The sequence below is a fragment of the Pedobacter sp. MR2016-24 genome (assembly GCF_026239655.1).
Classification (GTDB): domain Bacteria; phylum Bacteroidota; class Bacteroidia; order Sphingobacteriales; family Sphingobacteriaceae; genus Pedobacter.
This window is the reverse complement of sequence record NZ_JAPIVO010000006.1, coordinates 22,460-47,385: the sequence shown is the minus strand read 5'-3', so window position 1 is coordinate 47,385 and position 24,926 is coordinate 22,460. Positions and strand designations below refer to the sequence as shown.

The window sequence follows — 24,926 nt, the reverse complement described above, 5'->3', positions numbered from 1 at the left end:
TTCTAATTATCGTCGGCAGCTAAACCGGTTTTCGCAGGATCACCAATTACTTTATAAGCGCCTTCACCTTTCAATATTGCAAGCATTTTAGTGGAATTGCCAAGCACTGATTTTGCAGCTTCCAATTCCTGATCATACTGGAATGCTTGCACTATTTTACCTTTCTCAAAATAATAACGGCTAACAATCTGTGTTTCCAAAGCCCGTTTTATCTCTGCCTGATGGGTCATCAGATCAGTCTTCTTCGCTACCAGCATCTTGGCCTTCAAATTTTCCAGCTCTGCTTTAACGGCATCTAATTTATGTTCTTTTTCGGCTTCCCCGCGTAAGTCTGACAATAACCGCTCAGTACTGGAGGTATAGCTGTAATCTTTACCATCGAGGCTATTCATAAAAGCAGCATAGTCGCTATCTGATATTTTAAAACCTGCAGCTGGTGCGATAGCGGGATGACTTTTCCAGTAAGCATTTGCATAATCAAAAAACATACTCTTGGTAATGAGGGACATGGTTATGGGGCTCAGTTTTACTGTTGCCACGGCAATATCGGGATAAATCCCATTACCATCGTATACGTTCCTGCCTGTACTGGTATTGTATTTATTAATCAGCGAATCCGCAAAGCGGTCATTTTTACCGCTTGAATTTTTATGAGAATAATCAATTGCCTGGATACATCTGCCGGAAGGGGTGAAGTATTTGGCTACTGTCACCTTAACAAGACTATTGTAGGGCAGGTTAAAGGTTTGCTGAACAAGTCCCTTTCCATAACTACGCTGACCAATAATAATAGCCCTGTCCAGGTCCTGCAATGCGCCAGCCACAATTTCTGATGCAGAAGCAGAAGCCCCCCCTATCAAAACTGTTAAAGGCAGGTCGGGCAGCATCGGCATGCTGTTGGTCCTATAGTTTATTGTTTTCTCTGGATTTCTGCCCCTTTGGGTCACCACGAGTACATCTCTGTTGACAAAGAGATTTACAATTTTTACAGCTTCCTGTAAAATACCTCCGCCATTATAACGCAAGTCCAGAATCATTCCCCTGGGATGCTGCTTATTGAGTTCCAATGCCGCATCTCTTACCTCCTGAGCAGAATTTTCAAGAAACTTATCCAGCCTGATATAGGCAATGCCGTCCACCATTGCAGCGTAAGAAACGTTGGGTTGTTTAATCTCATCGCGAATCAGCTCTTTATTGACCAGCGTACCTTCTCTCACAATAAGCAATTTTAAAGCAGAACCCTTCGGTCCGCGTAGCAACTGGCTCACCGCATTGCGGTCTTTACCTTTTATGTCAACATCGTTAATTTTGAGCAACTGATCGCCCGGCTTTATCCCCTGTTTAAATGCAGGATAGCCATCACTTACTTCATTGACAAATAATTTCCCGTCAATAAAAACGGTGCTTGCTCCTATCCCCCCAAACTGGGTGCTCACATATTTGAGTTTGTAATCTTCGATCTCGGATTCAGGAATATATGACGTATAAGGATCGAGTTCATCCAGCATAGCGTCTATACCGGTTTTCATCATACTCCCGGGATCCGTTTCGTCAACATAATTTATGCTGACTTCTTTATATAAAGCGGCGAAAATATCCAGGTTTTTGGAAACAAGGAACAAATCTTCTTTAAATGACCATGTTAAGGCTGCAAATGCAAGAAGAACAACAAAAAGTGCGTACTTGGTCTTTTTCATGGTCTTTGCTTTATATTTTCGTATACCCTTTACAATCTGTTGCCGTCAGGATCAGCCAATGCTTTGTTGATGGTAAACTCCACATATTTTACATCTCTTTTCAGTAATTGTGTAAGCTGATTTACCAGTTCATCTTCATGACCGGGAGTAAATGCTAAGTTCTCTTTAGCTAAGTCTCTGTATTTTCTCAAAACCTTTATTTTTACTCTCTGCGCAGTTTCGGTAGTTAGTGTAAAGCTTGCCATAATTTATTGTTTGCCACAAAAATATAAAAAAAACAGCAGTTCTTAAGCAATAGAAATTAAGCGCTATTCTAAAATACTTTTTTATATTTACCGCTTCCTTAAATCCTAAAAAACACCCGTTTATAATGGCAAGATTAAATCTTTTGGAAGAAACGCGCTTTGAAAAACTGCCTGTTTCAGTATTTGACAACCCTAAATCAGCTTCTATCAGCGTCGCACAACGCATCGCTAAAATCATCAGAGAGAAGCAGGCACTACAACAAAATGCAGTTTTAGGCCTGGCAACAGGAGCAACACCAATTGCAGTTTATGCAGAATTGGTTCGTTTACACCAAGAAGAAGACTTAAGCTTCAAAAATGTGATCACTTTTAATCTGGACGAATACTATCCGATGCAGCCCAATGCCGCACAGAGTTACGTAACGTTTATGAACGAAAATCTATTTGATCATATCGATATCCCTAAAGAAAACATCAACATTCCGGACGGAACACTGGCACTGGAAGAAATACCTGCTTTCTGCCTGAATTATGAACATAAGATTGGTGACCTGGGTGGTCTGGATATGCAAATCCTTGGTATCGGTCGTACAGGTCACATCGGATTTAATGAGCCTGGATCTGCGCCTAACTCTGGCACAAGACTGGTTACGCTGGATGACCTGACAAGACGGGATGCGGCGAGGGACTTCGGAGGCAAGTCTTTCGTGCCTACCAAAGCAATTACAATGGGTATCGGAACCATTTTCAAAGCACGCGAAATTATTTTGATGGCCTGGAACCAAAAGAAAGCTTCCATCATCAAAAAAGCAGTTGAAGGTGAAATTTCAAGTGAAGTTCCTGCTACTTATCTCCAGCTATCCCAGCATGTAGAGTTTATCCTGGATAAAGATGCGGCTTCATTACTTACCCGCTTTGATACCCCATGGCTGGTTAAGGACTGTGTCTGGGATGAAAAATTAACCAGAAAAGCAGTAATATGGCTGGCAAATACGCTCAGCAAACCTATATTAAAGCTTACGGAGGATGATTTTAATAACCACGGTATGGCGCAGCTGGCAATTGAGAAAGGACCAGTATATAATATCAATATCCATATCTTCAATAAACTACAGCATACGATTACAGGATGGCCGGGAGGAAAGCCAAATGCGGATGACTCACAAAGGCCTGAACGTGCTGAACCGGCAAAAAAACGTGTAGTTATATTTTCTCCGCACCCTGATGATGATGTAATTTCTATGGGCGGAACTTTTATCCGTCTGGTAGATCAGCATCACGATGTACATGTGGCTTATCAGACTTCAGGAAATACAGCGGTATGGGATGATGATGCCTTGCGTTTTGTAGAGTTCAGTATCGACTTCGCAGAAAAGATGGGTCTCGGCCAGCAGGAGCTGAAAGGGATCTATCAGAACATGCGTACTTTTATTGAGCAGAAAATACCTAACCAGGTAGATACTCCCGAAATTCAATCTGTAAAAGGATTGATCAGAAAGGGTGAAGCTATTGCGGGTGCTCGTTACTGCGGACTGGAAGATGACCATATACATTTTATGGCACTCCCGTTTTATGAGACCGGAAAAAACCAAAAGAACCCTGTATCCCACCTGGATATAGACCTTACTATAGAATTATTGCAAAAAATTAAACCGGAACAGATTTTTGCCGCTGGTGATTTTGAAGACCCGCATGGCACGCATATCGTTTGTTTTAATATCATTCTCGAAGCCATGAAAGTACTCAGAGAAACTGAGGCCTGGGCACAGGATTGCTGGTTATGGATGTATCGTGGCGCATGGCATGAATTTGATACGCATGAAATCGAGATGGCCGTTCCGTTAAGTCCACAGGAACTTCTGAAAAAGAAGTATGCGATTTTCAAGCACCAGTCCCAAAAAGACAGGGCGGTATTTCCGGGTGATGATTCCAGGGAGTTCTGGGAACGCGCAGAAGACAGAAACAAAGAAACAGCAAAAGCTTATGACGACTTAGGGCTGGCAGAGTACGAAGCAATGGAAGCTTTTGTACGCTGGAAATTTTAAATAATACATATTCCGGAGGAGTCTGAATGATGACCCTCCGGAATTATGCTGATAAATTCCGGGAGAAAGACAAAGTAAACTAAAAGCTTTAACTGACCGCGATCTTTCCCCCTGATGTTTAAAAATATCCCCGTAACCCTAACATAATTCCTCATTTGAACTCTAATACCAAACATTAATACAATTAACAAAAAAACATGAATCACAAATCCAATTGTCTTGTATTGGGACTAACTGCTATGATCGCCTTCAGCAGCCCGGTATCCGCACAAAAAAAACCAATCAAAACGAGACAGAGCGCTCCCGTTACCTCAGGCACAGCAATTCCGATTGACCCTGCGGTTAAAATAGGAAAACTGCCAAATGGTCTTACCTACTATATCAGAAAAAACGTTGAACCTAAAAAAAGAGCTGAGTTATACCTGGCTAACAAAATCGGGTCGCTGATGGAAAACGACGAGCAACAAGGTCTGGCTCACTTTACTGAGCATATGGCTTTCAATGGAACTAAAGACTTCCCTAAAAACGAAATGATCAACTACCTGCAAAAGGCAGGGATCCGTTTCGGGGCCGACCTGAATGCCTATACCGGATTTGACCAAACAGTTTACCAGTTGCCAATTCCTACAGACAGTGTGGAGGTATTTAAAACAGGTTTTAAAATTCTATCGAACTGGGCAGGCAAAATGCTGATGGATGGAGAAGAGATTGATAAAGAACGGGGCGTAATCATTGAAGAAGAGCGTCAGCGTGGTAAAAATGCGCAGGACAGGATGAGCAAACAATTGCTTCCTTTGCTGTTAAAAGATTCGAGATACGCGAACCGGATTCCAATCGGAAAAACCGATCTGCTGCTCAATTTCACGCATGATAAAATCAAAAACTTCTACGCGGATTGGTACAGACCAGATCTGCAGGCAGTAATTGCTGTAGGCGATTTCGATGTAAATGAGGTTGAAAAACTGATTATCGCCAATTTCTCTGACCTGAAAAATCCTGCGAATGAAAAGAAAAGAGAACAGTATGGCTTGCCGGATCACAAAGAAACGATGACCAAAATCATTACCGATCCCGAACAGCAATATAATGTAGCTATGGCCATATGGAAACAACGCGGACATATCACCAAAACTACAGCTGATATGAAAAAGGACATGATGTACAGTATGATTAACAGCATGCTATCTTCACGTTATCAGGAAATTATGCAGAAAGGAAATGCACCCTTCTTATTTGCTCAAAGTGCTTATGGCCCGTATCAGGGTGGTTTGGTTGACGGAGTTTACGCTTTTCAAACTGTTGCCGCAGCCAAATCTGGTAAAGACCTGGAGTCTGCCTTTACTGCAGCGGTAGCAGAAAGCGAAAGAGCAGTTAAGTTTGGTTTTGTTCAGTCTGAACTTGACGTGATCAAAAAAAGCATAACAGCTGCTAATGAAAGTGGTATTAAAGAGGAAAATAAAACAACTTCGGCATCTTTTGTACAGGAATACCTGGACAATTTCCTTAAAGGGGCAGCAATAGGCTCTATAAAATTCAACTATGCTGAAACAAAAAAGAACGTTGCGTCTATCACCCTGGCAGAAGTAAATGCACTTGCAAAAACACTGATTACCAACGACAACAAAATTCTGATTGTTCAGGCCCCTGAAAAAGAAAAAGCAAATCTGCCAACAGAAGCTGCTTTACTGGCTTCGTTAACTAATGCAGGTAAAAATTTGAAACCTTATGCAGACAATACAGTGAACAAACCATTACTGGCGATAAAACCAGTAGCAGGAAAAGTTATTGCAGAGAAAAAATATGAAGATATCGGTGTAACGGAATGGACCTTAAGCAACGGCATTAAGGTAATCCTGAAACCAACTGACTTCAAAAATGATGAGATTGCATTCTCTTCTTTCTCTAAAGGAGGAACTTCCTTAGCTGATCCGAACGACTACCAGTCTGCAGATTTCTCCGGATTAATCCCGCAGAGCGGAGTGGGCGAATTTAATCCTTTGCAATTAGGAAAACTACTTGCCGGCAATACAGGAAGGGCAAGCGCTTATATTGGCGAATTGTTCCAGGGTTTTAGCGGAGGTGCTACACCTAAAGATCTGGAAACTGCATTTAAAATGGTTAATGCCTATGCGCTGACACCTCGTAAAGATGCTGAAATCTTCAATAAGAACATCAGTGACACAAAAATCATGATGGAAAATAAAGATGCCAATCCATCAAGCGTTTTTGCAGATACCGTTCAGGCAGTGTTATCTTCTTACAATAAAAGAAGCATGCCCAATACGCTGGCAGATTTAGATAAGGTATCTTTAGATAAGGCATTTGCTTTTTATAAAGAGCGTTTTGCTGACCTTGGTGAGCAGACATTTGTTTTCGTAGGTAATTTTGAGCCCAATACAATTAAGCCGCTTATAGAGACTTATATTGCCTCATTACCAACTCTTAAAAAAACACAGGAATATAAAGACCTGGGTGCACGTCCGCCAAAAGGGATAGTAAGCAAAACTGTTTATAAAGGTCTAGAAGATAAAGCGAGTGTACAACTATACCTGCACGGCGATTATGACTATACAGCAGAAAATAATGTGCAGTTAGGCGCATTGAAAAGTGCCCTCGAGAATAAAATACTGGAAAGATTGCGTGAGAAAGAAAGTGGCGTATACAGTCCGCAGGTAGGTCTTAGCGTGAGTAAATTACCTTATGCACATTATTATTTCACTATCTCTTTCAATTGTGCAACAGCTAACGTTGATAAATTAATCGCTGCTGCACTGGAAGAAGTAAAAAGCATAAAAACCAGTGGTGCTACCGATGAAGATATCGCAAAATTCAAATCTGAAGAACACCGTCAGATGGAATTGAGTGTACGTGACAATGGATACTGGATGGGTTATCTGACTAACAGACTGAAATATGGTGACAAACTGGATCAGCTATTAGGCGATAAACAAAGAGTTGATGCGGTTAGTGTAGCGACCTCGAAAGCTACTGCGCAAAAGTATCTTGATGAGAACAACTACATACGTCTGGTGTTAGTTCCTCAAAAATAATTCTTTAATTAATAAAAAAACGGGGATGATCTAACTGATCATCCCCGTTTTTTTATCTGGCCTCTACGCCTACCGGCCCGCTGGGCTCACTCTCGTTCTTTAAACGGTCCAGCGCCGTAACCAGGTAATTGTATCTTTTTCCTTTTTCAATAGATGTATCCAGGAAGAACGTAAAATCTTCAAAGCTGATCCTCAAAATATTCCTGGGATCAAGTACATTGATTTTTTCACCTTCTTCAAATCTGTAAATCACATAACCAGACGCCGTTTCCCCATCTGAAGCTTTCAGCGGAGCAGCCCATTTGAGTTGTACACCAACAGCAACAGCTTCTGCACTCAGGTCTCTGGGCTGATTAGGCACAATTTCATCCAGCCATGGCATTTGGGGAGGAAGCGACGGATATTTATATAAATCTCTTCTCAGGGAATCTGCGGTACCTCTGGCTACAGTAGAAAACGATTTGGAACTAAAGAAAACGCTGCCCTGCACGCGGTTATTTGCCCGCATGTACCTGATTTGATTGGGAATTTCATTAGGCACTCTCCAGGCCGCTTCCATTTTCTGGTTCACCAGATAGGCAGCCTGACCAATGTACAAATGTCTGCCATAAGTATTATCACTCCACCAGTCCACCAATGTGCCGAACGGCGCTGCTCTTCTGGTAAAACTGAAATAGATCTGAGGATTAATATAGTCTACCCATCCCTCCTTAATCCACTTCCGCGAATCGGCATATAACTCATGGTAATTGGAAAGGCCGCTGCTTTCAGAACCCAGAGGATCTTCTCTTTTATTTTTCCAGATGCCAAAAGGACTGATACCAAATTTCACGTAGTTTTTATAATGATGAATACTGTCATTGAGCTCCTTGATCAGCATATCCACATTATTCCTTCTCCAGTCGTTAATGTTAGTAATACCATTAGGATATTTACTGAAAGTTTCCGCATCATTGATACGCTGACCAGCAATAGGATAAGGATAGAAATAATCATCAAAATGAATACCATCTACATCATATCCTTTAACAACGTCAAGAATAACCTGCACAATGTATTCCCTCACTTCCGGCAATCCCGGATCAAACTGTTTTTTGCCACCGTAGTTAAAAAAGAGGTCCGGCCTTTTTCTGGTCATGTGGTCTTCACTGATGAAACTATTTGCACTCATCGTTGCCCGATATGGGTTAAACCATGCATGTAATTCCATACCTCTTGAGTGCGCCTCTTTAATGGCAAACTCCAGTGGGTCATAACCCGGGGATGGTGCCACCCCCTGTTTCCCCATAAGCCATTTGCTCCAGGGTTCCCTTGATTTACTGTAGAATGCATCCGCAGCAGGTCTCACCTGCAGCAATATAGCATTCATACCATTCTTTTTATGCTGTTCCAATATTCCGATCAGCTCCTGTTTCTGTTGATCCTGACTTAGCCCTGCTCTGGAAGGCCAATCGATATTTTCGACGGTGGCAACCCACACACCTCTGAACTCTCTTTTTGGAGCAATTTTTGCTGTGTTTTGTGCAAATATTTGTGGTAGGCAAATGGAGGTAATGAAAATTGTAAGAACAATCTTTTTCAGCATTATTTGTTGTTTTTATTCGTGTAAAGTTTATATCAGCGTGAGAATCACGGGTATCTAATTTGGCCGCAATTTAGCAATTAAACGATTTTATTTAGACTCTCATACAATTTCATCGCTTTTTTTACCATAATTTATATTATTTATCCTATGTTCGTTTTTTTTTATGAATACCATAACTGAAAAAAATTCCACAGAGAACACAACTTTTAGATTTCAAATGCTAGATACTAAAGATCCCGTAAACAAAGGTGACCGTAATAAGATATATTTTCTGATCGTAGTAATTGCTGCATTATTAGGTACTAATGGTTTTTTGTTCCTTAAAGATAAACACGAAAAAGAGCGTTTTGTTACCACAAATACAGAAAAAGACAGGTTAAAGCTTGAAGTAGAGAAGATTGAAGTAGAATTTGACAAGGTAAATGCGATGAATGTAACGCTTACCGAAAAGCTCCAGAATGAGCAGTTACTTGCCAGGGCGAAAATAGCAGAATTAAAAAATGCACTGCAGAAATCCCAGTTAACACAGGGCCAGCTTGTTGCGGCACAGAATGAATTAAAAGAACTCAGGATATTTATCGGTAATTATAAGGAGGACCTTTCCCGCCTGGAGAAAGAGAATACCTTTCTTAAGTCTGAACGGGACAGCCTGGTTAAATCTGTAAGTTCGGTTAATGCGAAAGCCTCCGTACTGGAGAAAAGGAATTCTGAACTTAGTGAGAAAGTAAAAATCAGCAGTGCTTTAAAAGCCTTTAATGTTCAGTTGAACGCCTATAAAGTGAAAAGCAGTGGAAAAAATATTGAAGTGAGCAAGGCCTCTGCTGCACAAAAGCTAACTGCGAACTTTAATATCATACCTAACGAACTGGCCAGTAAAGATTATCATAAAATCTATTTACGCGTGTTTGATCCTACAGGTAACCTGATTGCAAATGAAAACAATATGTTTGAAGCAGACGGACAGGAGATGCAATACAGTGAAATGATCACCATCTCCTATAACAATGATGATACAGCATACAAAATGGATTGGGTAAACCCAAAACCGTTTATTAAAGGTACCTATTCCATCATTCTTTACGCCAATGGTTTTACCATGGGAAAAGCTGCCGTCTTACTTAAATAACCGACTGTTATGAAACCAGGGGAAAACTAAGATAGAAAGTAGTGCCGGCATCGGTAACTGACTTGAAATCTATTGTACCGCCTGCATTCTCTATCGCCTGTTTCACAAAGGCGAGGCCTAATCCTGTACCAGAAGATTTTGTGGTAAAATTAGGTACGAAGATTTTATCCTGAAGCTCCGGATCTATGCCCTTTCCATTGTCATCAATCTCAATCCAGGCGTAATCAGAATCGTTCGTGATCTTAATGTAGATAAGACATTTTTCTGCACCGCTGGCCGCCTCAATCGCATTCTTCATCAGGTTATTGAAAGAACGCAGCAACTGATCTTTATCGCCATTTACACGGATCTCCCTATTGGTCAGATTGGAGATGTAGATCTCTGCATTTTTAGTGTTGGTAAAGACATTCCTGCTCTGTTCAATAATTGGAATAAGCAATAGTTCCTCCAGCTTGGTATCAGGCATTTTAGCAAAATTTGAAAATTCTGATGCAATCGTCGCCAGACTATCAATCTGCTCTACAAAAGATTTGTAGAAGCGTTCAAATTTAAGTGCAAAATTAGGATCGTTCTCTTTCCATGATTTTTCCAGCAGCTGCACACCAAGTTTTAATGGTGTGAGTGGATTTTTGATCTCATGGGCAACCTGTTTAGCCATTTCACGCCAGGCACTCTCCCTTTCGGATTTAGCCAGTTTGGTCGCGCTCTCCTCTAAGGCAGAAATCATCTTGTTATATTCCTTAATTAAGGATCCGATCTCATCATGTCTGGACCATAAAATAGGCTGATTTTTCTGCCCCAGTTTAGTTTTTTTGATACTTTCCTGGATAAATGTGAGCGGACTGGTAATCTGATTGGCAAGAAAAACAGCCAGGATTCCAATTGCTACAAAGACCAACGCGTAAATATTAATCAGCGTATTGATAAATAAGCTGATTTTAGCATGATAATCTGCTTCATTACCATAATAAGGCAGTCCTATATAGGCAACTGTCCGGTTTTGCGAATCACGGATAGGCGCATAGGCTGAAGAATAGGTGAATTCACCTATCATCTCTACCGGGTTGGAATACTCAGATCTTTGCAGCTGTTTAAGATAAATATAGGCCTTTGGTCCCATTTTCTTGCTGATGATACCATAATCATACATTTTAGGCAGAGAGGTGAACAGCAGGTCTCCATTGACGTCAAACAGGTTCAGGTAGGCCGAATTGATGTCAGCAAACTGATTAAAATTAAGGATTGCCTGATCCGTAGGTTCTGGTATACCAGCAGCGTAAACCTGTTTCTCATAAGACAGCTGTACTTTCCTGATCTTTTCCCGGATAAAGTCTTCCTGCTGCTTTCTGTATTCGTCCCTGATATAGAAAAAAGTAGACCAGCCTACAATGACCAGCGTGGCCACTACAGAGAGAACGATAGAGAGCTGTATCCGCGTTTTGTAAAGGATTTTATTGGCATTGATCATTAAAGATCTGTTGATATTAAACCAGCCATTCCAGCTGTCATCAATATTTTTAAGCAACCAGATCAGCATGTATAAGGCCGCAGAGAAAATAATAAATACCAGAAAGAAGAAAGATAAAGCCGCTAACCTGACAATATAAGTGACCTTCTCTTTACTGATCACGATCACCTTGGAATTGGTCGCCATATAAATCAGATGGCTATACCCAATCTTTGGCTCATTTTTGATCACGCTTTCGCCTAGTTTACCCTTGAACTCAGTATTAGCCAGTTTGTAAGTATATTTTCCAGCTTGTTTGACCAGCTTGCTATTGTTATAAAACGCAAAAGAATAGTTACTGTAATCTTCATCACTACCCATCTTTCCATCAATAAGAATCTCCGGAAACTGGCTGTTATAATTATACTGCTGAGATTTCAGTTCTATCACCATGCTACCCAGCAGATGGTTATCATCGAAAATCGGAATAATACCAAAATAATTCTGATAGCCAAAGGTGTCATTCAGCTTATAAAAAAAATTGGAAATTTTAACAGATCCGGATCTGACAAGATTCTGGTAATGCTTTAGCGAAACATTATCCCTGGTGGTTTTAGAGATATCATTGATATTAAACTCGTAAAAATTATATTCGAACTGGGATAGATACCCATCCAGAAAGGTCTTCGTAATATAATTCTGTAAGGCAAGTTGTCTGTTTACACCCGGACTTCTAAAGTAATCCGTGATAAAGAGGTCATTAGAAATACCAGTACCCAGACTTTCTATGGAATTTACCACTTTAGGGTCATCCGAAGAAAAAAGCTTCTGTGCCATTACAAACCTGTTATTCCGTTCTTTTATATCATTAAACTTGAGGTATTTAATGGATGATATAAATGCAAGGCAAAAGAAAATTGCAGCGAAAATACCAATTGAAAACTTATTCTGCTGCAGATAGATATTGTAAGCCACTGTGAAAATAAACAGGGCATAGGCGATAAAGAAAACCGTAAAATCAGTGCATAACATGTATATAAAATACATCACGAAAAGGCTGCAAAATACAATCAGACGCTCTTTATGTTTAACGCGTAACTGTTTAGTCAATTCTATAAATATGCTGACAACAAGATAGGCATTAAACCAGACCAGACACAGAATGACAATACAAACCCAGCTCATCCAGCTCAGGTTAATGATATTGGTAATATCAAAATTGATTTTGGAATTGTAAATCACCCCGAAGAAAACTTCATTCATCAGGAATGCCATCCATCCGAAGACGAGTAACAAAGCTCCGTGAATAATAATTCCGATAACTTTATTACCGGAAATCCAACGGGGAAGCTTGTACTTATCCCGGTAAGTATAAACAAATAGTACAATCCAGGTAATAGCCAGCACATTCAGCAAAAAGTCGCCCAATGAAGGCAGAAAAAAGCTTTCTGCATAAACGGAGGGATTAAACAGCTGAATATTGAACTGATGGTTAAACCACCCGAATTCAAGATCGGTAATGCGGACACCCAGAAAAAACGAAATCAATATTGCTGTCCCTAATACCAGGCTTCCCTTCTTTGCCAGCCAGGAACAAAATGAGTTGATAAAGAGGCAAAAACAAAACAGGCCGATTACCCATAACCATATCTGTATTGTGGCATATACGCCCTGGGTATAATCTGGCTTCAGCTTCACCTCAAAAAGTAACTTCCCATCCAGGTTTTTGATTCCTGAAACCTCCTCATCCATAAAAGATGCAAGGGCGAGGGCATTTGAGGAAGATAATCCCGCAACTATTCCATTTTTAAGAAACCGGTTCTGAATGCTGAACTGCTTTTTAACGTCAATCATAAAGATCATGACGAAAGCACCGTGCGTTTTTTTAATGACTTCGTACCAGCCATTGGAAAACTGGATAAAGGAGGATCCTTCCTTTATCGTGTCCGGATTAGGGGGAACTGACTTATAAGAGCTCCAGAACTTTAATTCCGAGCCCTCATAAGTCAGCAAATTGATACCTTGTGACCGGTACGTAGAAATAAAGTTTAAAGCAAGCCCTTCATTGTCCGAAAATTTCCTGACATTTTCTACCTGCTCCTCATTGGAAAGAATTCTGTAAACAATTCTTTCATTTGCCGCAAGGTTTTCCTGAAGTCTGCCTGCCTCGTATTTCAGGAGGTCTTTTTTTGTAATAGAATGTTTTAAAGAGATAGCGGTAGCAATGCAGCATACCCCAAGAATCAATAAAAGAAATCTAATTTTACCTCCTATATTCACGCCGGTCTTTATTTATTATTAAACAGGAACAGCTGCAGAACTTGTCTGCACAGCTCTGTTAACCTTTTTAACAAGTCCCTGTAATACATTTCCAGGTCCTACTTCAACAAACTCATCTGCACCATCTGCAAGCATATGCGCTACAGTTTGCGTCCATTTTACCGCACCAGTTAACTGCGTAATCAGGTTAAATTTAATTTTTTCAGGATCTGTCTCCGCTACCGGATCAACATTCTGATAAATCGGACATACCGGAGGTAATATTGTCGTATTTTCTATAGCTTCTTTCAGCTCCAGTCTTGCAGGCTCCATCAATGGCGAGTGAAATGCACCACCTACATTCAGTTTCAGGGCTCTTTTAGCTCCTGCCTCTGTCAATTGCTGACACGCGATATCTATACCTGCTATACTTCCGGAAATCACCAACTGACCCGGACAGTTATAATTTGCAGCAACCACCACTTCATCAATGCTTTCGCAAATATTTTCCACCACTTCATCTGCTAATCCAAGAATCGCCGCCATAGTTGAAGGCTGCAGCTCACACGCTTTCTGCATCGCATTTGCACGTGCAATAACCAGTTTCAAACCATCCTCAAATGAGATGGCTGAAGCAGCCACTAATGCAGAAAATTCTCCTAAAGAATGTCCTGCTACCATATCCGGCTTAAAATCTGCACCCAATGTTTTTGCCAGGATCACGGAATGAAGGAAGATAGCCGGTTGAGTTACTTTAGTCTGTTTCAACTCTTCATCTGTTCCGGAAAACATAATGTCGCTGATACGGAAGCCGATGATATCGTTTGCTTTTTCAAATAATTCTTTAGCTATCTCGTTTTCGTACAGCTCTTTGCCCATACCTGAAAATTGCGCGCCTTGTCCTGGAAATAAATATGCTTTCATTTATAAATATCTGTTGTTCTTAATCTAGTGTAGTTTGGCAGTAATTAATCGCAAAAACTCTGCCCTTGTTTTGTCATTTGCAAATTCTCCTGTAAAAGCAGATGTTGTAGTAACAGAATTCTGCTTCTGGATGCCACGCATAGCCATACATAAATGCTGGCACTCAATCACTACCGCAACTCCGGCAGGGTTTAATGTTTCCTGGATACAATCGCGTATTTCATTGGTCAGGCGCTCCTGCACTTGTAGCCTTCTTGCAAAAGCATCCACTACGCGCGGAATCTTACTTAAGCCCACAATATGGCCATTAGGGATGTAGGCAATATGTGCCTTCCCAAAAAATGGCAGCATATGGTGTTCGCACATAGAATACACTTCAATGTCCTTCACCACCACCATCTGACTATAATCTTCTTTAAACATGGCAGACTTCAATATCTCCGCTGGCTTTAAATCATAACCATGGGTAAGATACTGTAATGACTTTGCTACGCGTTCCGGAGTTTTCAGTAAACCCTCACGGGAAGGATCTTCGCCAAGCTGACCTAATATATCTGCATAATGGCTTGAAATTAAATCTGTTTTTACCGTGTTGTACCGGTCTATCTTAAGGTACCCTTCGTTCTCCTCCTCAAAGGAATCTTGTGTATGATTATCCATTTATAGCGTTTATTAACCGAAATATTCTACAAAATTATTTTCGGTTTCGTAAATTTTAATGCTGTGCAAAATTGCACCACCAGCAGTGATATGAGGAACCAGTTGCTCCCATACCGCCACAGCCAGGTTTTCTGTGGAAGCCAGCTTATCCTTCATAAAGTCCACATCAAGGTTAAGGTTTCTATGGTCTAACTTATCAATGATATGTATATTGATGATGTGCTTCAACCATTTAAGGTCGACCAAAAACCCTGTCTCCGGGTTGATTTCTCCTTTTACGGTAACAAACAGCTGATAATTATGACCATGCCAGTTAGGGTTAGCGCATTTGCCATAAACCTCAAGGTTATGATCCTCTGACCAGTCAGGACGCGCCAGTTTGTGCGCAGCGTTGAAAGATTCTTTACGGGTGATATAAATCATATTGTATTATATAGATTACAAATATACGCAGAAAGGTTAAAGTAGAAAGTTTAACTTCGTTAGATGAAGATATTGGTTGTAGCCGCAACAAGAGCAGAGTTAACCGGAATCTATACTTATTTCGGTCTTCCTGAAGAAGATTTTGTACAAACGGAGCGGTTTGATATATTAATTACCGGTGTGGGCATGACAGCGACGGCTTTTGCCTTGGGCCGTTATTTAAGTGACAACTACCGGCTGGTTGTAAATTTTGGAATAGCAGGCTGTTATGACTATTCTGTTCCTCTGGGTACATTACTTCAGATTACAAACGACCAGTTTTCTGAATTAGGGGCAGAAGACAAAGATGAGTTTATCCCCATTGAAACACTAGGTTTCGGAAAAAGTACTTACAGGGCGATAAATTCAGTCGCAGATGAATCGCTCCAGGCTTTAAGAAAAGTAGACGGTATCACTGTCAATAAAGTCCACGGAAACAAACAAAGCATCCGGAGCATAGTCGCCCGTCTCCATCCTGTCACAGAAAGCATGGAAGGCGCAGCAGTATTTTATGCCTGTGCGCATACCGGAACTGACTGTTTACAGGTACGCAGCATTTCCAATTATGTAGAAGAACGGAACCGCGACAGCTGGAAGATCGGCCTAGCCCTCAAAAATCTGAACGACTGGGCAATTGAATTTTTGACAAACAGTTAACCAATCCCTTTTTCTATCTGCTTACATTTACTTTATGAAACTTTCTCTTGGCTTTTCTCCCTGCCCTAATGATACTTTTATTTTTGATGCCCTTATTCACCATAAAATCGATACTGAAGGATTAGAATTTGACGTCTTCTTTGATGATGTGGAAACATTAAATCAAAAAGCACTCAGAGGAGAGCTGGATATTACCAAGCTTAGTTTTCATGCATTTGCACATGTGGCCGACCAGTATGCGCTACTGGATGCCGGGAGTGCATTGGGCTTTGGTGTTGGACCATTATTGATTTGTAAGAACGAAGAATTAGTCAATAGTCCCCAATTGAAAGCAGAAAGTTCCTCGCTCAGGGTGGCCATTCCCGGGGAATTAACTACTGCAAATTTTTTACTGGGTATTGCTTTTCCCAATTTACAGCAGAAAGAGGTAATGGTTTTCTCAGCAATCCAAGATGAGCTGCTTAATGAAAGCATAGATCTGGGACTGATTATTCATGAAAACAGGTTCACCTATCAGGATAAAGGCTTACACAAAATTGTAGATCTTGGCAGCTATTGGGAAGAACTGACAGGCTGTGCCATCCCATTGGGAGGAATTGTGATCAACAGAAATCTTGATCATGATATTCAGCTGAAAGTGAACAGACTGATCAGGAAATCGGTTGAATTTGCCTTCGAAAATCCAAAATCAGGGATAGATTTCATTTCCGGTCACGCACAGGAAATGGAAGAGGCGGTCATGTACAAACACATAGAATTGTACGTGAATAAATATTCTGTTAACCTGGGAACTGAAGGAAGAAAAGCAATAGATATACTCTTTGAAATGGCTCAGGAAAAAGGAATTATCCCTGCATTAACCAAAGATCTTTACGTCACAAAATAAATAAAGCTACTGATTACAAGGCCCGTCCGGAATTTCTTTAGTGATCTTAATCAATTTTGTAACCACCAGTGTCGAGTCAAATTCGGCCGACACGCTCAGGCTGTCAGATTTAATGAGATGGCATTCAGCTTCAATATAAACAGGCTCGTATGGTTTCTCAAAATTGAATTTGCTATAGGCAAGTTCCAGAGTTTTAGCACTGTCTGCAACCCAGTATTCCCTGCCTTCTTCACAATCTGTAAAGGATTTAATCTCCGGGCCGTAACTATATAATCCTTTGATAACTTTCGTGCTATTTTTTTGATCATCTGCAGATTTACCTTTGCAGGCAACAAAAAGAACTGAAAGTACAAATAGAAATAAAGTTGTATGCTTAAAGGAACTCATGTTATAGATCTTGATTTAAATTATTAATGTTCTTGACGCTTAAATTAGATGACAAAGCTGATGCCATAAAAGAGAAAATACTGACGGTAATGAATACTAACACAAAATCGCTCCATTTAAACCCAATTGGATAGGCATTGCTCATTAAAAGATTCTCTTGTGACATCTTTACCAGTCCCATTTTCTGCTGCGCGAGGCAGAAGAGAAATCCGACAAAAAGACCGGCAATACAGCCTGTCATGGTGATCATCATCCCTTCAAACAGGAAAATCCTCCTGATCAGTTTTTTACCGGCACCAAGGCTGGTCAGAATGGCAATATCTTTTAACTTATCAATTACCAGCATGGTCAGGGAACCGATGATATTAAATATAGCAATGATCAGTATAAAAGTTAAAATGATATATACTGCCCATTTCTCTGTCCCCAATATATTGTACAAAGCCTTGTTCTGTTCAATCCTGTCCTTCACTAAGAAATTTGTTCCCAGCAATTTTTCCACCTTCTCCTTAAAAGCTTCCGGATCTGTAGCTTTCTGAAGGTTAATCTCTATGGAGGAGATCTTCTCCTCTTCTTGTAAAAGCTTCCTGGCAAAACTGAGTGGCACAATAGCAATATTATCAAAATCCTGCTGCACCTCAAAAACGCCTGACACAGGAATATATAAATCCATGAAATCATCCGCAGGATTAACAGATGTCGAAGTAATTCCCTTTTTTGGAGAAAAAACCTGCAGCTGTGTAAAAGGATCATTGGTATTGACCATCAGATAACTCTGCAATGCCGAACCGATTACTGCATTTGCACCGCTGCTGTTCTCAATGACAAATTTACCTTGTATCGTAATGCTGTCCAGACTCTTGTTTTTAAGATAGGATTTGCTTACACCTTTCACCAATCCAACCGACTGCTTGTCATTATACCTTAAGAGCGCATTTTCTGATAAGACCTCTGTATAAGAATAGATCGCACTGTCATTTTTGAGCTGCCTGAACTGAACCGTATTCGGAGCAAATGTTTTCCCCTTTACAGGAGCGATGATCAGATGCGGTGTAATGGTATTAAACATTTTGAGCACAACCTCCTCGAAACCATTGAAAACTGATAAAATGATAATCAATGCGGCACTGCCTACAAATACGCCAAGTACCGAAATGGTAGAAATGATGTTGATGGCATTGGTAGACTTTTTAGCAAAAAGATACCTGCGTGCAATATATAGGGCTGTGTTCAAAAGCTTGGTGGTTTTTTCAAATATACAGGTACTAATTTAAAAAAGGATTGTTTTGCTTTTCAAAACCGATAGTTGTAGATGGGCCATGACCCGGATACACAACTACATCTGCGGGCAGCACAAATAATTTCTCCCTGATATTGTTTAATAACTGCTGATGATTTCCACCCGGCAGGTCTGTACGGCCAATACTGTTGCGGAACAAAACATCTCCCCCAATCAGGAAACCATCTTCTTTAGCATAAAAACATAAATGAGCAGGTGAATGTCCGGGTGCAAAAATCAGCTCCAGTGTGCTATTCCCAAAAGTAACGGTGCCTGTCTCCTCCAGATAAACTTCAGGCTCAGGAGACATTTCATAATTCAGACCCATTTGCGGGGCATAACCAGGAACCGACTGCAAGACAAAAAGTTCACCTTTATGAAATTGCGGCTTCAATCCCCAGTTATCAAATACAAACTTATTCCCAAAAACATGGTCAATATGACAATGGGTATTTAACAGCAACACAGGCTTTAAACCTGCCTCCTTGATTTTGTTCACGAAGGCATTTTGTTCTTGCCCATCATACATTCCAGGATCTATGATCACACATGCGCCCGACTCATCGGATAAAACATAGGTATTTTCCTGGTAAGGATTAAAAGTAAACTGTTGAATTGTTATCATAGCAATCTTATTAGTTGTTTTTCCACTTGAAAGAGTCAATCATACGATCAATATCTTTTTTTATAAAACTGACAACGGGCGCAATAGAATCGTATTGCGGTCGCTCGTTAAAATATAACGCGCCTCTGAAATAATGTTTGGCACTATCGGTTAAAAAGAATTGTACAGATGAAGCGGTATTTCCTTCAATAGCATAGTATACACCATATACCTTCTTTTCCGGGTAATTGATCAGTTTCTGATCAATAGCATTTGCTTTTACGGTATGTTTAAATGCCAGCGTTCTGGCATCTTCCACCAGTCCGGCATATTCTTTATTGGAAATCACCCCATAATAAGTGAGATGAAGCCTTGCATTGAACTGGGGGAAACTCATATTATTCCAGCAATCACCAGCATCTTTCTCCTGATCTGCCTCAATATGGGCATATTTTGGGTAGTCGAAAGTGAATGGACATCCCGTATCATAATGCTGATACTCTTTTTCAGGAAATTTAATATTAAAATAGCCTTTAGGCTTTGGTGAATAATCGGGACTACTGGTACATGCGGCACATAAGAGCAGCAGAAAACTGAAACAGCTGAAATAAAGGCCTTTCATATCAGGAATTCCAGATGTGCCAGGATCTGTCTGCCTGAAGATGTAACATTTCCAACCCGTTTTTGACCATTGCACCTTGTGTTTTTGCCTTTTGTAAAAACTGCGTCTCTTCGGGATTATATACAAGATCGTAGGCAAGATGCTGACCTGTTAAGTATTGATATGGAATAGCTGGTGAGGCATCAACCTGAGGAAAGGTTCCCAGCGGAGTTGTGTTAATGATGACTTTGTGCGTTCTCACCATTTCTTCTGTAAGATCATCATATAATATAGCACCTGCTATCGGTGTTCTTACAACCGACTGGTAACAAATGCCCAGTTTATTAAGCACGTATTTTACAGCTCTGGCCGCACCGCCATCACCCAGCACCAGTGCTTTGGTATGGTAATCCTTCAAAAAAGGTTTTAATGATTCTTCAAATCCGTACGCATCTGTATTATAACCTTTGAGACTAATTTCAGCACCATTTCTGGTGACAGCAATACAGTTAACTGCACCTATTTTTTCTGCGGCATCATCCATTTCATTTAGGTATGGAAGTACGCTGACTTTATGAGGAATGGTAACATTAAGACCACGCAAAGACTGATCAGAGAGAATTAAACTGGTAATCTCATCCACATGTTCCAAAGGAAAAAGTTCATAGCGACAATTATCCTCCTGCTCTCTCTCAAATTGTTCAGTAAAGTATTTTTTTGAAAAAGAGTGCGCCAAAGGATATCCAATCAACCCAAATGTTCTCATTTTATGATAGTTACGAACACTGATTACCAACAGGCTGTAATCCGGGAGGCAATCAGTATTGTGAAATTATTTACCTGAATTAAGAAAGTAATCAAAGGTATCACCTCTTAAACCTAAACGGATAGTTTCCAATGGAATCACTTCTGCCGGAGCGATATTTCCAAGGTTTACATTCGTACCGATTAATTTAATAAACCATACTTGCTGTTCCTTTTGCGGCGCTTCCCAGATGATAGTTTCCTGTGGGATCTGTGTAAGGATCTCATCTACAAGACCTTCTCTAACTTCACCGGATCCTCTGTAAATACCTACATTACCACCTTCTCTTGCTTCTGCAATTACCTTCCATGAACCAGCTTCTATTTCTGCATTCATCAGTTTAATCCACTTATAAGGAGCAAAGATCTTAGTGGCATCCTTAGAACCCACTTCAGAAATTACGGTAACATGTTTAGCCAATTTATGAATGTATTCACATTTTAAATCATGCTCTATTTCAATGGATCCATCTGAAACTTCACAGTATTCCATACCAAATTGTTCCAGTACACGAATGTAGTCCTCAAACTGGTTACGGATAATAAAAGCTTCGAAAAGTGTACCACCAAAATAAGTAGGAATACCTGCACTGCGATAGATAGCCAGTTTTTCTTTTAATTTAGGCGTGACAAAAGAAGTGGCCCAACCTAATTTTACAATGTCCGAATGGACACCTGCAACATCTATAAAATCTTCTGTCTGTCTCAAACTGAGGCCTTTGTCCATCACCATTGTTATGCCGCTCTGGCGTGGTTTAACTGGACGTTCCGGAATATTATTTAATGGGTAATTCATATCTGCTGCAAAGGTGAAAAAAAATAAGCCTAATTTTCTAAAAAATTAGAATAAACCTATTTATTTAATGTATCTGTTGATGACGTTGATAATCGCACTGTTATCTTGTAACTGCGGCAAATATTCAAATAATATATAATGTTTCTCCGGATCGGTCACTAAAGCAGTCTCCAGATAGGCAATAGCCTCATTATTCTGACCAAGTGCAAACAGGTAAGCAACCATTCTATAATACAATTCAGCGGCATCAGGATTATTTTTAATCCCATCAGAAATCGTTTCCGCAGCTTCTTGTAACCTGTTCTGCTCATAGAGCACTGTAGAGAAGTCCAGCCATGCCTCAATATCGAGCGGATTGTAATCCAACACCTTATAATAAGCCTCTACGGATTGTTCAATCTGACCAAGTTTATAATAGGCATCTGCCATAGCAAACCAGAAATCAGGGTTTTCTTCATCCAGCTCTATTGCTTTTTTATAAAAATGCAGCGATTCAAAATAACGTTCTTCAAAATTAAGCGTTACACCAATCCCAAACCAGGCATCAGCCAGCTTATTGTCCATCTTTACAGATTTTTTATAATAAGCCCTGGCTTCATCCATCTGCTCCAGTTTTTCATAACACTCCCCTATTGCGCAATAAGTATCAGCATTTGGCTGTTCATATTCCCAGGTCTGCTTATAAACCTCTATGGCTTCCGCATAACGGTCCAGCTGTACCAGGGCATTACCTTTATTATAATATGCAGATGCAAAATTATCTTTAATCAGTATGGCATAGTCATAGGCATCAATCGCCTTTTCAAAAAGATCAAGTTTATGGTAAGAGTTTGCCAGGTTATACCATGCGGCATAAGAATAAGGATCGTTATCTATGTATTCCATATAAAACTGGATACTTTCCTCCTGTTTATCTAAAATATCATAACAAAAAGCCAGCTCATATAAGCCGTCCTTATTTTCCATATTCTGCTCAAGACTCAGTTTAATATACTTGATTGCTTTTTCGTAATCCAGCATATTCTGATAAACATAGGCAATCTGCAAAAGGATCTCATCAGTAGTCTCAGCAAGACCTAATGCCTTCTGAAAATTATCAAGTGCCTCTCCGTAACGCTCCAGACTGTTATATATATTACCACGCAGGATATATATTTCAGCTTCCGACGCTTCCAGCAGTTCTGCCTTTTGCAGGGCGAAAAATGCCTTGTCGATCTGGTCTGTAATAAAAAACAGCTGTGCTTGTTTGATTAGAAATACCGCAGCATACGGATGCTGATTCAGCGCATATTCTATCACCTGAAGTGCCTTTACCGGGTCACTTTTTTCAATATAGTAATCGATGATGTTTTCAAAAGCCTGGGCATCAAAAAAATACTGATCCTCGTTCCTTATCATCTCTTCGTAACGCTCTACCGAACGTTGCGCATCATCTCCAAAATCAAAGTAAAATTCCTCTTCCATCGTATCAAATAATTAAAGAACAGCTCCCTTTTCCTAAAATACAGTATAAGTTTACACTATTATATAGCTTTTGACCGAATTAATTTTCAACATTCAAACAACTGAAGCTGTAATTAGTTGATAACATTAATATTAGCTAAAAAATTATCCGGCGTCTTGTGATCAGCATTTTGCTGCAATCGGGGTTTTCCTGAATTATATACAAAGTAACTCAATTTTATCTGATCTCCTGTAATCAGCAAGTCAGGAATTCTCCGCACCTTTTTCGCCCCTTCGGTATTTTTTTGTTGATTTGTATAAACCAATAGCCGTTAATTATGCAAAATAATATCAGTTCTGTTTTAAAAAACTTAGGGATTCTGGAATTAAACCCAGCTTATAGTACAGGAAACGTTTGGGGTGGCGAGGATAATGCGCCGGTAATAGAAAGTTACTCCCCTGCAGACGGACTTAAAATTGCGGGGATTAAAACTGCCAGCAAAGAAAATTATGAAGCAGTGATTGAACAGGCACAAAAAGCCTTTTCATTTTGGCGCAGTTTACCCGCTCCTAAAAGAGGCGACATTGTCCGTCAGCTGGGTGATGCACTGCGTACACATAAGAATGATCTGGGTACATTGGTTTCTTATGAGATGGGTAAAAGCCTGCAGGAAGGATTGGGAGAAGTACAGGAAATGATCGATATCTGCGATTTTGCCGTAGGTCTTTCGCGACAGCTTTACGGATTAACCATGCACTCCGAACGTCCTCATCACAGAATGTACGAGCAATGGCATCCGCTGGGTATTGTAGGTATTATCTCCGCATTTAATTTCCCGGTTGCGGTATGGAGCTGGAATACAGCACTTGCTTTGATCTGCGGAAATGTATGTGTATGGAAACCCTCTTCAAAAACCCCGCTTTGCGCAATCGCATGTCAGCATATCCTGGCCAATGTATTGACGACAAATGACATGCCTGAAGGCATCAGCTCGCTCGTAATTGGTAATGGAGCGGGCGATCTGATCAATAATGATAAACGTATACCGCTTGTTTCTTTCACAGGATCTACACGCATAGGAAGAATTGTTTCGGCAGCTGTAGCTTCGCGTTTTGGAAAAAGTATACTTGAACTGGGCGGGAATAACGCGATTATCATTTCTAAAGATGCAGATCTGGACATGTCGATAATCGGGGCAGTATTCGGTGCTGTTGGTACAGCGGGACAAAGATGTACATCGACCAGAAGACTGATCATTCACGAAGATATTTATGAAGATTTCAAAAATAAACTGGTTAAGGCATATGGACAGCTAAGAATTGGTGATCCTTTAGATCAGCATAACCATGTTGGTCCGCTGATCGACAAAGGTGCTGTAGAAATGTATAGTCAGGCCATCGAAAAAGGTAAAAGCGAAGGCGCAGCTTTTGTTGTTGAGGGCGGAGTGTTAACGGGTGACCCATACACATCTGGCTGTTATGTTAAACCATGTGTAGCAGAAGTTGAAAACCATTATGAAATTGTTCAGGAAGAAACCTTTGCACCAATTCTATATCTGATCAAATACAAAAGCCTGGAGGAAGCCATCGCCTTACAGAATGGTGTTCCGCAGGGTTTATCATCTGCTATCATGACGCTGAACCTTAGAGAGGCAGAGCTATTCCTTTCTGCTGCTGGATCTGATTGCGGTATAGCAAACGTCAATATAGGAACTTCAGGTGCAGAAATTGGTGGTGCATTCGGTGGTGAGAAAGAAACTGGTGGTGGTCGTGAAAGCGGCTCAGATGCCTGGAAAGGTTATATGCGCAGACAAACCAACACGATTAATTATGCAGCAACACTGCCCCTTGCACAAGGTATTAAGTTTGATCTCGGGTCATAAATCCTCTTAAATAAACAATGCCGGCATGTACATAACCTAAAGCATATTCAGGGTTGTACAAGCCGGCATTGTTGTTAAAAAAGTCT

General features: G+C 40.4%; 20 protein-coding genes. 6 read left to right on the top strand and 14 right to left on the bottom strand.

Features of this window, described 5'->3' with window-relative positions; all coding sequences use genetic code 11:
• Positions 1 to 2 precede the first annotated feature (2 nt).
• A complete protein-coding gene (locus OQX62_RS16515; protein ID WP_265832721.1) occupies positions 3 to 1,697 on the bottom strand; it encodes a S41 family peptidase in 1,695 nt (564 codons plus the stop codon).
• 29 nt (positions 1,698 to 1,726) lie between these two features.
• Positions 1,727 to 1,942 (bottom strand): hypothetical protein, encoded by a 216-nt coding sequence (locus OQX62_RS16510; protein ID WP_265832720.1) that lies wholly within the window; start codon positions 1,940 to 1,942, stop codon positions 1,727 to 1,729.
• Positions 1,943 to 2,067: 125 nt separating this feature from the next.
• Here OQX62_RS16510 and nagB point away from each other — a divergent pair, with 125 nt between their 5' ends.
• The gene (nagB, locus tag OQX62_RS16505; protein WP_265832719.1) at positions 2,068 to 3,987 is read left to right on the top strand and encodes a glucosamine-6-phosphate deaminase; all 1,920 of its coding nucleotides are present in this window, start codon (positions 2,068 to 2,070) and stop codon (positions 3,985 to 3,987) included.
• 197 nt (positions 3,988 to 4,184) lie between these two features.
• Positions 4,185 to 7,037, top strand: a complete 2,853-nt coding sequence (locus tag OQX62_RS16500; protein ID WP_265832718.1) for a M16 family metallopeptidase — start codon at positions 4,185 to 4,187, stop codon at positions 7,035 to 7,037.
• 52 nt (positions 7,038 to 7,089) lie between these two features.
• On the opposite strand, the gene OQX62_RS16495 is transcribed toward OQX62_RS16500, so the two are convergent.
• Positions 7,090 to 8,622: a glycoside hydrolase family 10 protein gene (locus OQX62_RS16495; RefSeq protein WP_265832717.1), complete on the bottom strand. Its 1,533-nt coding sequence runs from the start codon at positions 8,620 to 8,622 to the stop codon at positions 7,090 to 7,092.
• Positions 8,623 to 8,839: 217 nt separating this feature from the next.
• On the opposite strand from OQX62_RS16495, the gene OQX62_RS16490 reads away from it, so the two are divergent.
• On the top strand, positions 8,840 to 9,748 hold the full coding sequence (locus OQX62_RS16490; protein ID WP_265832716.1) for a hypothetical protein: 909 nt from the start codon (positions 8,840 to 8,842) through the stop codon (positions 9,746 to 9,748).
• A gap of 7 nt (positions 9,749 to 9,755) precedes the next feature.
• Here OQX62_RS16490 and OQX62_RS16485 read toward each other — a convergent pair whose 3' ends face one another.
• Genes OQX62_RS16485 through OQX62_RS16470 form a run of 4 tightly spaced genes read right to left on the bottom strand, consistent with a single transcriptional unit; the run spans position 9,756 to position 15,461 of the window.
• On the bottom strand, positions 9,756 to 13,475 hold the full coding sequence (locus OQX62_RS16485) for a sensor histidine kinase (RefSeq protein ID WP_265832715.1): 3,720 nt from the start codon (positions 13,473 to 13,475) through the stop codon (positions 9,756 to 9,758).
• Positions 13,476 to 13,493: 18 nt separating this feature from the next.
• Positions 13,494 to 14,378, bottom strand: a complete 885-nt coding sequence (gene fabD, locus OQX62_RS16480; protein ID WP_265832714.1) for an ACP S-malonyltransferase — start codon at positions 14,376 to 14,378, stop codon at positions 13,494 to 13,496.
• Between the two features lie 24 nt (positions 14,379 to 14,402).
• Positions 14,403 to 15,038 (bottom strand): GTP cyclohydrolase I FolE, encoded by a 636-nt coding sequence (gene folE, locus OQX62_RS16475; protein ID WP_265832713.1) that lies wholly within the window; start codon positions 15,036 to 15,038, stop codon positions 14,403 to 14,405.
• 12 nt (positions 15,039 to 15,050) lie between these two features.
• The gene (locus OQX62_RS16470) at positions 15,051 to 15,461 is read right to left on the bottom strand and encodes a 6-pyruvoyl trahydropterin synthase family protein (RefSeq protein WP_265832712.1); all 411 of its coding nucleotides are present in this window, start codon (positions 15,459 to 15,461) and stop codon (positions 15,051 to 15,053) included.
• 63 nt (positions 15,462 to 15,524) lie between these two features.
• On the opposite strand from OQX62_RS16470, the gene mqnB reads away from it, so the two are divergent.
• Positions 15,525 to 16,157, top strand: coding sequence for a futalosine hydrolase (gene mqnB / locus OQX62_RS16465; protein WP_265832711.1), 633 nt, complete (start codon positions 15,525 to 15,527; stop codon positions 16,155 to 16,157).
• Positions 16,158 to 16,191: 34 nt separating this feature from the next.
• Positions 16,192 to 17,043 (top strand): menaquinone biosynthesis family protein, encoded by an 852-nt coding sequence (locus tag OQX62_RS16460; RefSeq protein ID WP_265832710.1) that lies wholly within the window; start codon positions 16,192 to 16,194, stop codon positions 17,041 to 17,043.
• Between the two features lie 6 nt (positions 17,044 to 17,049).
• Here OQX62_RS16460 and OQX62_RS16455 read toward each other — a convergent pair whose 3' ends face one another.
• The 7 genes from OQX62_RS16455 to OQX62_RS16425 form a co-directional block, all read right to left on the bottom strand.
• A complete protein-coding gene (locus OQX62_RS16455; protein ID WP_265832709.1) occupies positions 17,050 to 17,430 on the bottom strand; it encodes a hypothetical protein in 381 nt (126 codons plus the stop codon).
• A 1-nt stretch (position 17,431) separates the two neighbouring features.
• Positions 17,432 to 18,664 carry an ABC transporter permease gene (locus OQX62_RS16450; protein WP_265832708.1) on the bottom strand — a complete coding sequence of 411 codons (1,233 nt, stop codon included), beginning with the start codon at positions 18,662 to 18,664 and terminating at the stop codon, positions 17,432 to 17,434.
• Between the two features lie 31 nt (positions 18,665 to 18,695).
• Positions 18,696 to 19,334, bottom strand: coding sequence for an MBL fold metallo-hydrolase (locus OQX62_RS16445; protein WP_265832707.1), 639 nt, complete (start codon positions 19,332 to 19,334; stop codon positions 18,696 to 18,698).
• A 10-nt stretch (positions 19,335 to 19,344) separates the two neighbouring features.
• Positions 19,345 to 19,935: a gliding motility lipoprotein GldD gene (gene gldD / locus OQX62_RS16440; RefSeq protein WP_265832706.1), complete on the bottom strand. Its 591-nt coding sequence runs from the start codon at positions 19,933 to 19,935 to the stop codon at positions 19,345 to 19,347.
• A 1-nt stretch (position 19,936) separates the two neighbouring features.
• Positions 19,937 to 20,680 carry a shikimate dehydrogenase family protein gene (locus OQX62_RS16435; RefSeq protein ID WP_265832705.1) on the bottom strand — a complete coding sequence of 248 codons (744 nt, stop codon included), beginning with the start codon at positions 20,678 to 20,680 and terminating at the stop codon, positions 19,937 to 19,939.
• A 66-nt stretch (positions 20,681 to 20,746) separates the two neighbouring features.
• Complete coding sequence (locus OQX62_RS16430; RefSeq protein WP_265832704.1) at positions 20,747 to 21,514, bottom strand: phosphosulfolactate synthase; 768 nt, start codon at positions 21,512 to 21,514, stop codon at positions 20,747 to 20,749.
• 60 nt (positions 21,515 to 21,574) lie between these two features.
• The gene (locus OQX62_RS16425) at positions 21,575 to 22,978 is read right to left on the bottom strand and encodes a tetratricopeptide repeat protein (protein WP_265832703.1); all 1,404 of its coding nucleotides are present in this window, start codon (positions 22,976 to 22,978) and stop codon (positions 21,575 to 21,577) included.
• A 317-nt stretch (positions 22,979 to 23,295) separates the two neighbouring features.
• Between OQX62_RS16425 and OQX62_RS16420 the strand changes: the two genes are divergently transcribed.
• Positions 23,296 to 24,840 carry an aldehyde dehydrogenase family protein gene (locus tag OQX62_RS16420; protein ID WP_265832702.1) on the top strand — a complete coding sequence of 515 codons (1,545 nt, stop codon included), beginning with the start codon at positions 23,296 to 23,298 and terminating at the stop codon, positions 24,838 to 24,840.
• Positions 24,841 to 24,926: the final 86 nt, after the last annotated feature.

Excerpts from the sequence above, each read along its gene's own strand:
- OQX62_RS16515 (WP_265832721.1), bottom strand. The coding sequence starts at position 1,697 with ATGAAAAAGACCAAGTACGCACTTTTTGTTGTTCTTCTTGCATTTGCA.
- OQX62_RS16510 (WP_265832720.1), bottom strand. The coding sequence starts at position 1,942 with ATGGCAAGCTTTACACTAACTACCGAAACTGCGCAGAGAGTAAAAATA.
- nagB (WP_265832719.1), top strand. The coding sequence starts at position 2,068 with ATGGCAAGATTAAATCTTTTGGAAGAAACGCGCTTTGAAAAACTGCCT.
- OQX62_RS16500 (WP_265832718.1), top strand. The coding sequence starts at position 4,185 with ATGAATCACAAATCCAATTGTCTTGTATTGGGACTAACTGCTATGATC.
- OQX62_RS16495 (WP_265832717.1), bottom strand. The coding sequence starts at position 8,622 with ATGCTGAAAAAGATTGTTCTTACAATTTTCATTACCTCCATTTGCCTA.
- OQX62_RS16490 (WP_265832716.1), top strand. The coding sequence starts at position 8,840 with ATGCTAGATACTAAAGATCCCGTAAACAAAGGTGACCGTAATAAGATA.
- fabD (WP_265832714.1), bottom strand. The coding sequence starts at position 14,378 with ATGAAAGCATATTTATTTCCAGGACAAGGCGCGCAATTTTCAGGTATG.
- folE (WP_265832713.1), bottom strand. The coding sequence starts at position 15,038 with ATGGATAATCATACACAAGATTCCTTTGAGGAGGAGAACGAAGGGTAC.
- OQX62_RS16470 (WP_265832712.1), bottom strand. The coding sequence starts at position 15,461 with ATGATTTATATCACCCGTAAAGAATCTTTCAACGCTGCGCACAAACTG.
- mqnB (WP_265832711.1), top strand. The coding sequence starts at position 15,525 with ATGAAGATATTGGTTGTAGCCGCAACAAGAGCAGAGTTAACCGGAATC.
- OQX62_RS16460 (WP_265832710.1), top strand. The coding sequence starts at position 16,192 with ATGAAACTTTCTCTTGGCTTTTCTCCCTGCCCTAATGATACTTTTATT.
- OQX62_RS16455 (WP_265832709.1), bottom strand. The coding sequence starts at position 17,430 with ATGAGTTCCTTTAAGCATACAACTTTATTTCTATTTGTACTTTCAGTT.
- OQX62_RS16445 (WP_265832707.1), bottom strand. The coding sequence starts at position 19,334 with ATGATAACAATTCAACAGTTTACTTTTAATCCTTACCAGGAAAATACC.
- gldD (WP_265832706.1), bottom strand. The coding sequence starts at position 19,935 with ATGAAAGGCCTTTATTTCAGCTGTTTCAGTTTTCTGCTGCTCTTATGT.
- OQX62_RS16435 (WP_265832705.1), bottom strand. The coding sequence starts at position 20,680 with ATGAGAACATTTGGGTTGATTGGATATCCTTTGGCGCACTCTTTTTCA.
- OQX62_RS16430 (WP_265832704.1), bottom strand. The coding sequence starts at position 21,514 with ATGAATTACCCATTAAATAATATTCCGGAACGTCCAGTTAAACCACGC.
- OQX62_RS16425 (WP_265832703.1), bottom strand. The coding sequence starts at position 22,978 with ATGGAAGAGGAATTTTACTTTGATTTTGGAGATGATGCGCAACGTTCG.
- OQX62_RS16420 (WP_265832702.1), top strand. The coding sequence starts at position 23,296 with ATGCAAAATAATATCAGTTCTGTTTTAAAAAACTTAGGGATTCTGGAA.